At 27.4% G+C, this 11,425-nt stretch carries 7 protein-coding genes; 4 read left to right on the forward strand and 3 right to left on the reverse strand.

What is annotated here, in order from left to right:
* Positions 1-283: 283 nt before the first annotated feature.
* The 4 genes from MSCUN_RS08205 (at position 284) to MSCUN_RS04520 (ending at position 5,894) form a co-directional block, all read left to right on the forward strand.
* Entirely contained in the window at positions 284-2,740 is a 2,457-nt protein-coding gene (locus MSCUN_RS08205; RefSeq protein WP_143744880.1) for a hypothetical protein, read from the forward strand.
* 37 nt (positions 2,741-2,777) lie between these two features.
* Entirely contained in the window at positions 2,778-3,179 is a 402-nt protein-coding gene (locus tag MSCUN_RS04510; RefSeq protein WP_095609350.1) for a DUF126 domain-containing protein, read from the forward strand.
* A gap of 271 nt (positions 3,180-3,450) precedes the next feature.
* Positions 3,451-3,678 (forward strand): heavy-metal-associated domain-containing protein, encoded by a 228-nt coding sequence (locus tag MSCUN_RS04515; RefSeq protein ID WP_095609349.1) that lies wholly within the window; start codon positions 3,451-3,453, stop codon positions 3,676-3,678.
* An 11-nt stretch (positions 3,679-3,689) separates the two neighbouring features.
* The gene (locus tag MSCUN_RS04520) at positions 3,690-5,894 is read left to right on the forward strand and encodes a heavy metal translocating P-type ATPase (protein ID WP_095609348.1); all 2,205 of its coding nucleotides are present in this window, start codon (positions 3,690-3,692) and stop codon (positions 5,892-5,894) included.
* A gap of 173 nt (positions 5,895-6,067) precedes the next feature.
* On the opposite strand, the gene truD is transcribed toward MSCUN_RS04520, so the two are convergent.
* The 3 genes from truD to MSCUN_RS04535 all read right to left on the reverse strand — a co-directional run.
* Positions 6,068-7,318 carry a tRNA pseudouridine(13) synthase TruD gene (gene truD / locus MSCUN_RS04525; RefSeq protein ID WP_095609347.1) on the reverse strand — a complete coding sequence of 417 codons (1,251 nt, stop codon included), beginning with the start codon at positions 7,316-7,318 and terminating at the stop codon, positions 6,068-6,070.
* A 220-nt stretch (positions 7,319-7,538) separates the two neighbouring features.
* Positions 7,539-7,997, reverse strand: a complete 459-nt coding sequence (locus MSCUN_RS04530) for a hypothetical protein (RefSeq protein ID WP_095609346.1) — start codon at positions 7,995-7,997, stop codon at positions 7,539-7,541.
* Positions 7,998-8,144: 147 nt separating this feature from the next.
* On the reverse strand, positions 8,145-11,425 hold a 3,281-nt coding region (locus MSCUN_RS04535), incomplete at its 5' end, for an Ig-like domain-containing protein (protein WP_146192110.1).

Genomic DNA, 11,425 nt, shown 5'->3' on the forward strand with positions numbered 1-11,425 from the left:
ATATAATTATTAATTATGATAATTTTTTTATTTTATTCAATATAATGAAAAAAAAGAGATAAAAAATTGAATTTATAAAAAAACACTTTATTTTTTTTTAACCATCCATTTATAATAAAATTCATTATACAAAAATAACATAAAAATAAAATAATAATGAAAAGATTCTAAAAAAAAATAAAAAATCTAGGATTTAAAATTAAATTAATTAGAATACTTTTAATATATTCAAACATTTGGGGAAATAAATAGAAAAAAAAAATTTAATAGGTTGGAATAAAACATGACCAAAAAATCAGATAATGAATATCAAAAGGCAATAAATTCAAATATATACAAATCAAAAACAAATAAAATAAATACTGAAAATAAAATTAAAAAATCAAAAAGTGCTAAAAATAGTGGAATAAAACCTAAAAAACGAGGAAAACCAGCACCATCACAAAGAATTATCAGAAAAAACCAAGAAACAAAACAAAAACAAGAACAAGCAAAAAAAGCAGCTGAAGAAAAAGCAAAAGCTGAAGCTGAAGCTAAAAAAGCAGCTGAAGAAAAAGCAAAACAAGAAAAAGAAGCACAAGAAAAAACTGAAGCAGAAGCTGAAGAAACAAAAGAAACTGTTGAAACTGAAGAAACTGTTGAATCACAAAAAGAAGAAACAACCGAAGAAGCACACAAAGAAGCTGATGTAAAAATCGAAGAAGCAAAAAAAGAAGAAGAAAAAGAAATTCAACAAAAAGAAAAAAACCTCAAAGAAAAAACAAAAGATCTTAAAGAAGCAATAGATCATGAAATCAACAGAGCAAAAGAAGAACTTGAAAAAGTAAAAGAAGAATTAACTAAAAAAGATACACAAGAATCCGAAAAACTCAAAAAAGAAGAAAAAGAAGTTGAAAAACAAATCGAAGAAGAAAACAAAAAAGCAAAACAAGAAATACAAAAAGACGAAACAAAAGATAAAAAAGATGCATCCGAAGCTAAAAAAGAAGTTAAACAAAAATACGATAAATACAACTTCGAAGCAAATGCAGATTTAAAACAAGCAGAACTCGAAGCTGAAAGAATCAAACATGAAGAAGAAGAAAAAGCTAAACGAGATGCTGAAAAACTAAAACGCCGAAAAGAAAAAGAAGCACAAAAAGCAAAAGAAATAGAAGAAAAAGCAAAACCAGAACCTGAAGAAGAAGAAAAACCAAAAGAAGAACCTGAAAAACCAAAAACAAAAGCTGAAATTGCAAAAGAAAAAACCAGACTTGCATATGAAAAAGCTGTTAAAAACACCAAAAAAGCAAGAGCAAAAGCTAAAAACTCACAAAAAGTACAAGAAGTTAAAGATAAAGCAAAAGATACAGTTAAAAAAGCAGCAGATACCAGTAAACAAACAGCTAAAAAAGCAGCAGACACTAGTAAACAAACAGCTAAAAAAGCAGCAGACACCAGCAAACAAACAGCTAAAAAGGCAGCTGAAGCTGGAATTTCAGCAGGAAAATCATTCACACAAGCACTTCGTGAACAAGGATTTATTAATGCTGTAAAACAATCAAAAGATAATATAGCACAAAAAGTAAAACAAGAAAACAAAAAAGCAAAACAAGATGAACAAGCACGAAAAGACAAAGTAAAAAAAGATGTTAAAAAGTATGATAAAAATATAAAACAAGAAGAATCAAACATTAAACAAGATGAAAAACAATTAGAAGAACTCAAAAAACAAGAAAAAGCAAAAGATGAGGATGCTAAAATGGCTGAAGAAAAACAAACAAAAGAAATTAAAGATAAAATTGAAAATGTTGAAAATAAAAGATTATCATTTACTCAAACACTACGTGAAAAAGGACTTATTGGTGCAGAACAACGTGCAGAAAACAGAGTAGAACGTGATGATAAAAAAGCTTCAGAAAAAAGAAAACAAGCAGATGTAGCTAAAAAAGATGCAGAAGTTGCAGATAAAAAAGAAGAAAAAGCAGTACATAAAGCTGTAGAAGCTGATAATAAAGCACAAAAAACTGATGAAAAAGCTGAACTTGAAGCAACTAAAATCAAATCATTCACACAAACACTACGTGAAGAAGGACGTATAAATTCAGAAATTGCAGAAGATAAAAAAGAAGGTAAAGTTGCAAATAAAGCTGAAAAAGAATCTGAAAAAGCTGATAAAGAAGCAAAAGAAGCAATTAAAGAAGCTAAAAAAGCAGATCGTGAAGCTAAAAAAGCTGAATATAAAGCTGAAAAAGCTGAAGCAAAAGCTGAAAAAACAAAAGAAGAAAAACAAAAAACTGACACTGAATTTAAATCATTCACACAAAAACTACGTGCTGAAGGAATAATTAATGCTGACTTTGTAGATGAACACAAAGAAAACAAAGTAGAAAAAGAAGCACATAAAATCAAAGAAGATATTAAAAAAGATATTCAAAAACACGAAGATAAAAAAGAAGCAAAAAATGCAGCTAAAAAAGTAGAAAAATCCACAGAAAGTAGTAATGATGGTAAATCATTCACACAAAAACTCAGAGAACAAGGATTAATCAACGCAAATGAAGATATTAAAGAAGTATCTAATATTCAAGAAGAACCAAAAACAGGAAAAGATATACCACAACCTGATGATATAGCAATAGTTGCTGATTCAACAGAAACTAAAATTGAAAAAATGGAAAAACAAAATCCAACTAAATCTGAAACAAGTGGTAAAAAGAAAACATTCATTGAAAGTCTTCGTGATGAAGGAATGTTATAATCCTAAAAATTAATAATAGGTGGAGGTAATAATTATCATGTCAGATATTTCATGTAGACAAATTTCAAAAGGAATTGCAGAAGGTGAAGCTATTGTAACTCATGATCCTATAAGTTTTCTTGGTGGAGTAGATCCAAAAACAGGAATTGTCATAGATAAAAAGCATGAGCTATACAACCAATGTATTACAGATAAAATTCTTATAATACCATCAGGTAAAGGATCTACTGTTGGATCATATGTTATCTATCAAATGGCTAAAAATAATACTGCTCCTCGTGCAATTATTTGTCAAGTAGCCGAACCTATCATAGCTATTGGTGCAATTATATCAAAAATACCAATGGTTGATAACCCAGATGTTGATATTATAAACACAATATCTGATAATGATAATGTTATAGTAGATGCAAATAATGCAACAATAACAGTAAACTAAGTAATTAGAAGACTTTTTTAACCTCCTAACTATTTTTTCTTTCTTTAATTAATTTATTTTTATAATATTAATATGAAAACTTATTAATATTAACATAGAATATACCATTTATTATGGGTGATATTTTTTTTATTAAATATGAAAAAAATATGTTTTTTTATATAGTAATCTTATAAAACTATTATAGAATTTATTTTTTTTTAAATAAAAAAAGTATGATCAAATAAGTGAATATAAAAAAATATAAAAATTAAAATTGAGGTGAATTCATATGAGCGAAAAAACTGAAACTTTTATAGTTGAAGATATGCACTGTAATGCTTGTGTTAATACAATTACAAAAACATTAACCAACAACCAATATATCTCATCTGTAGAATGTGATTTAGAATCAAAAGAAGTTAAAGTAACTTATGATGATGAACACATTGATGTTGAAGAAATTATTAGTTTATTTGACATGATTGGTTTCCCAGCAGAAGTCAAAAAAAAACAATAAATATTGGTGGCATGACATGTGTCATGTGTTCACGAGCAATAACCTCCGCAGTCTCTAGAATGCCAGGAGTATATTCAATAAAAGTTAATCTTGTCTCAGAAACAGCTGATGTACTGTATAATCCTAAAGTTGTAAGTATTGAAGAGGTTGGAGATAGGATTGACGCTATTGGATATCAGTATCTTGGTATTGCTGATAAAAATTCTATGAATAATAATAAGATTCAAAAGCTTCATGAAAAGAATCTTAGAGAAAAAATGTATAGAATTATTGTTGGATTCTTTTTTTCAATAATCCTTATGATATTAATGTTTGCTGATTTTGGCTTAACACATGATGAAGTATCATATATTTCTCTTCTAATATGTATTATTCCATTTGTTTATATTTCATATCCAATTTTTAAGTCAGCTACAGCTTCACTTAAAAATAAAACACTTAACATGGATGTGATGTATGCTCTTGGTATAGGTATTGCATTTGTTGCAAGTTTACTTAGTACGTTCCATCTTCTTGGAGAATCTCATTTCATGTTATATGATACAACAATAATGCTTGGTGCATTTTTAATGCTTGGTAAGTATTTAGAAGATCGTGCAAAATCCAGAACTTCAGATTCAATTAATGCTCTTATAAATCTTAAGCCAACAGAAGCAACTGTTGAAAAGAATGTTGATGGTAAGATGGTTCAACAGAAAGTTGACATTAATGATGTTCTTAAAGGAAATATTGTTATTGTAAAACCTGGTGAAAAAATCCCTGTTGATGGTCGAGTAATTGAGGGTAAAAGTTATGTTGATGAATCACTTGTAACTGGTGAATCTGTGCCTGTACTTAAAGAAGTGGGTGATGAAGTTATTGGTGGATCTATGAATAAGGATGGATCATTTAAAATTTATGTAACTAATACAGGTGATAAAACAGTTTTATCACAAATTATTAGTATGGTACAAGAAGCACAAAATTCCACACCACCAATACAACACTTAGCAGATAAAGTTATCGGAATATTTATCCCAACTATACTAATAATAGCATTTGTATCATTTATCATATGGTATGTAGTACTACAAGATACATTCATGTTTAGTTTAAGCATACTAATATCAGTAATTGTAGTAGCCTGTCCATGTGCTCTAGGTCTTGCAATACCAACAGCATTAACTGTTGGAGTAGGACTTGCAGCAAAATATGGAATACTAATTAAAAATGGAGAAACACTTGAAGTATCAGATAAAGTAACACACGTACTATTTGATAAAACAGGAACAATAACAGTAGGACAACCAGTACTATCTAATATAATAAACTATGATAGTGAACAACTAAATGATGCACAGGTAATAAAAATAGCAAGATCACTTGAACAATTCTCACAACATCCAATAGCATCAGCACTATTTAACAACGAATCAAAAGATGACTTTGAACTTGATAAAGTAGAAGACTTCGAAAACATATCAGGAAAAGGAATAACAGGAAAAATAGATGATGTTAAATATTTCATTGGAAATGAAAAACTCATAAAAGACAATCAAATAACAATACCACCTGAAGTACTTGATGATATTAAATCAGAACAACTATCAATGAAAACAAGTATAATACTAGCAAACACAACAAAAGTAATAGCAGTAATATCAGTATCAGACATAATTAAACCAAACAGTAAAAAAGCAATAAGTAAACTTCATGATATGGGAATTAAAACAACCATGGTAAGTGGAGATAACAAAAACAGTGCAAAAATCATAGCCGAAAAAGTAGGAATTGATGAAGTAAAATCAGATCTAATGCCAGAAGAAAAGCTAGACTACGTAAAACAACTTCAAAATAAAGGAGAAGTAGTAGCCTTCATAGGAGATGGAATAAACGATGCACCATCACTAACACAGGCAAATGTAGGAATAGCAATAGGAACAGGAACAGATGTAGCAATAGACTCAGGAGATATAATACTAATAAATGGAGATCTAATAAATGCAGTAGCAGGACTACAAATAAGTAAAAAAACAATATCACGAGTAAAACTAAATCTATTCTGGGCATTTGCATATAACGTAGTATTAATACCAGTAGCAGCAGGAGTACTACATCCATGGAATATATCATTCTTACCTGAATATGGTGCATTTGCAATGGCATTAAGTTCAGTGACAGTAATATCACTATCACTCCTACTTAAAAGATACATACCAGAAGTACTAAAAAACTAAATTAATAAAATTCCCCACCCCTTTTTTTCTTATTTTTTTTTTAAATATCCATTTATAATTAGACTAATTATTTTTTTTTAGAAAAAATAGATACAATAGGTAGGTATTAAGTTGGAAATTCTTCTAATAAATTAAAAAAAAAAGAGGGAGAGTATAAAAAAAGAAAGTTCACATTATACATTATGTTTTATTATTTCACGTAGTACACTTGTTGCATAACATCCCCGTGGAATAAAAAATTCAACTCGTATTCCATCATCTAGTTTTTCAACATGTGTATCATCTATTTTAAATCTTACAGATCGTCTAATTCCATGACTTCCAAGTTTTGGTGTTTTAGGACACATGAAATCTTCTTTTGTAATATTTTCATCATCTACTACTTTTTGTTCTATTTCACCTTGAATTCCTTCAGCAAATGGTACTTTTGAACCTATGAGTGGTGCTGTTGGATTAACCTTGAAATTATCAATGTCATCTTGGATTGTATCTTCATCTATATCATGTATCCAGTGTTCTTCTGAATCAATTATAATATCTCCTGGTAGGTATTTGTTTATTCCTACTTTTGTACGTTCATTTACAATTTTGTTAAACAGGTATGATTCATATGCATTTACAAACATTCTTTTTAGTGGTTTTGGTAGTGATTCTATTGCACGAATATAATCTTTTTCAGTTAAATTTCCATGTTTTCTTTGTGAATCTGTTAGTTGTTTTATCATGCTTTTTTCATATCTCATACTTTTTGGCATCAAATCATATGCATCTTGTAATTTACCTTCATCATAGAGTTTTCGTGCTTCATAATGTATGTCATGTTCTTCAGGATTTGGATTTCCAATATAAGTATCTACTGCCTTTTTAACATCCCCTTCAACTAGACATTTTCCAACAAGATGTGTGGTTGAACGTACTTCTCCAAAACGTTGATATCCATAATAGTTAGGAACACCAGTTTGTTTTAGAGATTCAAGCACTTCTTGTGCTATTTCTACATCTTCTGATGGGTTGTTAGTATTTCTTATGTTTATTTTAAATTTGTTTCCTTTTAGTTGTCCCATTCTTAGCTTTTTTTCATTTGCTTTAATATCTAGTATTTCAACATTATGTAATATTTCATTAAAATCAGGTAGTTCTTCTGGTGTTATATTACTTATACATAGCCATTGTCGGGTTATGGCACTACGATCTTTCATTCCTGCAAATCCTGTTCTTTTACGACTTAGATGCATTGCTTTTGCCATATCTAGTACTACATCTAGTGTTGTTCTTCCATTTTTCTGGATTTGTATCCATGTATTTTGTCCTTTTCCTGATGGAAGTTGTAGTGGTACTTCTTCTACATAGAAATCTTCGTTTGATTGGCGTATTTTTCCACCTGTTGGCTTTGTATCTGTTATGAATGTTTCTACATTTAACATGTTTTTCTTGATTCTCCCATTTTTTTGTAATTAAAAACTTTATAATAATATGAATAAAAAATTAGTTTCTTTTATAATTATTAATTAATACAAAAAGATTAAAAAAGTATATTTTCTCATTTTATTTTTAGAAAAAAAAAATAATAAATATCAATAAAGAAAAAAGCATACTCCATCATGTGGTAATTTCTTTTATTATTCTTCTTTCTTTATCTTTTTTTTATGTGTATCTTGAAGCTATATAATCTGGTTCATAACCTGAATCATCATATGAACTACCACCACTACTACTACTTGAACTTGAAGATGAACTTGGTCTACTATGTGATGAGGATGATCCTCCATTATGGTAGTTTGATGATGGTCGTCTATTACTACTTATACTACTGCTACTTGAAGTTGTAGATTGTTGAGTTGATGATGATACACTTTGTGATGATTGAGCATTTTGTTGTGAATTTGAAGATTCACTATTACTTGTTTTTGTATTTTCATTTGCTACATTACTTGTTGTTATGTTTGTTTCATTAGTATCATTTGTACTATTATTATCAATTAATGTTAATGTCTGATTTGTTGTTGTTGGCACATTTATTTGTATTATTGCATTTACAGCTATTAATGATAATATGATAATTATTGGACATAATACTAAGATGAAAAGTTTTCTATCTTCCATAACTATCAACTACATCTTTCAATTTTTTTATATACTATTTATTTTTGTAGAAATTTAAATTAATATTTTTCTAAAAAAAAAGAGATCTTTTGTAAAAAAAAATACAAAAATAAAAAAAGGGAGGTTAAAAAGAATAGAATTTAAATACTATTCTATTGCTAGTTTTGTTGTCATACGTGCTGTATTATACCGGTTATTTTCACCTGATACAATAGTTAAATCATATTGACTGTTTTTATACTGTGTTAAGTCCATGTTTATTTTTATTATTCCATTTTGTGATGTTGTATGTGTTATTGTTTTTCCATTTAGTTTTACTGCTACTTTTGTATTTCCTGCTATGTTATTGTTTTGATCATCTGTTAGTTTTACTGTGATTGTTGTGTTATTTGTTCTTTTTACATTTGTTGTTTCTATTGTTATTTTTGGTGTTGTTTTTGTTATTGTTAGTGTTGCATCACTTGTTGATTTTTCAGTCATACTATTTCCACCATATACTGCTGTTATTGTATAGTTTTTAGCTGATAGTTTTGATGAATCAACTGTAAGTTGTGCAATACCATTATTAATATCCACTACACCTTGTGTTTTACCATTAAGTTTTATTGCAACTTTACCACTTGTTTGGATATTACCTTCTTCATCAAGAACAATAGCACTAATTGTGGTTTTACCATTGTCACTTATAATATTAGGAAGAAGAATGTTACTATCTAGTTTACTTATAAGTTGAGATACACTTGTATTTGTTACTACTTTTAATTGAGTATCTCTTACTATAACTGTTACTATTAATTTATCTCCTTCTTTTCCTGTAATTGTATAGTTTATACTTGCATTTTCAGTTTTTTGAGTTTCTACTGTTCCTATTTCTTTTCCATTTACAATGAATGTGAAATTTCCACCTTTAAATGTAAAGTCCACAGGTCTTGCAGTTAAAGTTATTGTTTGATGAATTTTTAAAGGAAGACCATTACTATTTATTCCTATGTATGATCCAAGATTTGAAACACTATTATAGTTTTCTGATATTATATTGTTTTGTGGTGCATTATCATCATCTGTTTTTTGGTAAACTCCATTGTCTCCTTTATAAGTTGTTGAAGATAGTGCATTATATTTTATTTCATTTTCAAATCCATTTAAAATTTCAACTGGATATGCTTCTCCAGTAAAAGTAATGGAATTTCCTTCAAGTATGTTATGACTTGAGTTTATAATTGAAATAGGTGTCATATTTAAGGTAGAAAATGAAATACGAAGTCCAAATATTTTATTGTAGTTTGAATTATTCTCTAATATTAATGCTTTTTCTTTTAAACCTTCAAATCGAGCATTATATATAATATTATTTGATGAATTAGAAAATAAGAATCCTACATTCTTAGTTCTACTTGATACAATGGTTGATGTTATTATATTGTTATAATTTGAATTATTTAATATTATTCCATAACCTGTATCCATTGCAAGTATTACTGTACTTTGTACTCTTCCTGATATGTTTAGGTAGTTTTTATCTGCATTGTCTAGTTTTATTGCTGTTGAGTTAGTAAAGTTATTTGCTTTCATTGATCCTATTGTTATACTGTTTTGTTTTCCTGTAATTTTAAGTAATGTTATATTTGCATTGTTTTCTTGATTTGTTGTTGATATATCAGTTATGCTTATGTTGTTATTGTTTCCATTTAGTGTTATTAGTGTAATGTTTTCATTTATGGTATTTTGCATATTTATTTTTGGAATATTGATATTACAATTATTTGCATTTATTATTAGTTTTGTATTATCATATCCTTTCATATAGATATTTGTTATGTTTGTGTTTTTTGCATTTACTATGATTGTTGTATTTATTAGTGATAATACATCATTTCCTATTAAATTTACTGGTCTTGTGATGTTTAATACTCTATTATATAAGTTTCCTGTTAGTGTTATATTTGCACCTGTAGGTATTTCATCTCTTAATACTCCATTTTCATCAAAGAATCCATCATATGTGTAATCATTTAGTAATAAGTTTTTATATGATTTTACAGGAGTGTTGTCTATTACTACTATGTAATTATTATTTTCTTTTAGTACTGAATCATCCCCAAGTTTAAGAGCATATAAAACGTTATTTTCTATAATACTTTTTGATGATTTTTCATCTATTTTTATCGTGTTTTCTGTTGTGGTTATTATACTATTATTTGCTATTAATATTTCTTCTGCACTATTTAGTATTATTGGTGCTTGATTTATATTTGTGTTTACTGTTATATTAGATAATGTTATATCAATTTTACTTGTATTATTTAGATTTATTGCAATAATGTTATTACCATTAAGATTCATCACTAATCCAAGTAATTGCATGTTTGTTGAGTTGTTTACTTGGATTCCTGTAATATTTTTACTCATTATGTTTGTGAAATTTGTTTCTCTAATTGCCATATTTTCACATGAATTTAGTATTATTCCTGTATTATTCATAGTTGAAATCATATTTATTGTATTGGATTCTATATCATTATAGATACCTGTTGCTTTTGATGTTGTTATATTCATTGCAATTGTATTTTTTGCTGAAATTTGAATAGTATTCTCTGTTATTGATAATGTTTGATTTATCATATTAATTGCACATACATTGTTAAATCCTTTTATTTGAATTTTATTTTTACTTACTGATAATCTATTATCATATCTTTCAGGATTAACTATATTAACTCCAACAATATTATCATTTACTTCGTTAAGATTTGTTATGATAATATTAAAGTAAGAAATACTTGTCAGATTTATACCATCAATTGCTACTATTGTATGTTCTTTATTATCTTGTGTGATATTTGCTGTTATTGTAATATTATTATTATATGAATCAATATTTACTACGTTTTTGATACTTATAGCTTTCACATCATTTGTAACATTTGTGATGAAATTGTTATTCCGTATACTAATATATTGTGTGTTTTCAAATATTATTATATTATTATTTGTTGTTAGATTTGTGTATGTTATTGTTGCTTTTATTCCTCTTATTTCTAGTACTGGTTTTTGATTTGTGTTTGTTATTGTAATGTTTGTCAAGTTTAATGTAGTATTACCTTCTGTTTTTATTGTTATGTTATGTAATATTATTTCATAATAGTTCATTATTGTTATGTCTTTATTATTGTTTAGAATTAATGTTTTATTATTTAAATTACCAATTAATAAGTGTATAGGCTTATCTTCTGGTACATTTATTGTTCCATCATTGTTAAAGTATGTATTATAAGTTGTATCATCTATTACATAATTTCTGTATAATGGTGTGTTTCCTGTTATATTATCTGCGTCTGCTGTTGTTGTTTTTACTGATTCATCACCTACAAGTAAATCTGCAATTAGTATATTTCCTGTTATTGTGTTATTTTTTGTATTATTTATGA

Source organism: Methanosphaera cuniculi, from assembly GCF_003149675.1.
Lineage (GTDB): Archaea > Methanobacteriota > Methanobacteria > Methanobacteriales > Methanobacteriaceae > Methanosphaera > Methanosphaera cuniculi.

What these genes read in the sequence shown, in the direction of transcription:
- MSCUN_RS04515 (WP_095609349.1), top strand. Translation starts at nt 3,451, where the DNA reads ATGAGCGAAAAAACTGAAACTTTTATAGTTGAAGATATGCACTGTAAT.
- MSCUN_RS04510 (WP_095609350.1), top strand. Translation starts at nt 2,778, where the DNA reads ATGTCAGATATTTCATGTAGACAAATTTCAAAAGGAATTGCAGAAGGT.
- truD (WP_095609347.1), bottom strand. Translation starts at nt 7,318, where the DNA reads ATGTTAAATGTAGAAACATTCATAACAGATACAAAGCCAACAGGTGGA.
- MSCUN_RS04530 (WP_095609346.1), bottom strand. Translation starts at nt 7,997, where the DNA reads ATGGAAGATAGAAAACTTTTCATCTTAGTATTATGTCCAATAATTATC.
- MSCUN_RS04520 (WP_095609348.1), top strand. Translation starts at nt 3,690, where the DNA reads ATGACATGTGTCATGTGTTCACGAGCAATAACCTCCGCAGTCTCTAGA.
- MSCUN_RS08205 (WP_143744880.1), top strand. Translation starts at nt 284, where the DNA reads ATGACCAAAAAATCAGATAATGAATATCAAAAGGCAATAAATTCAAAT.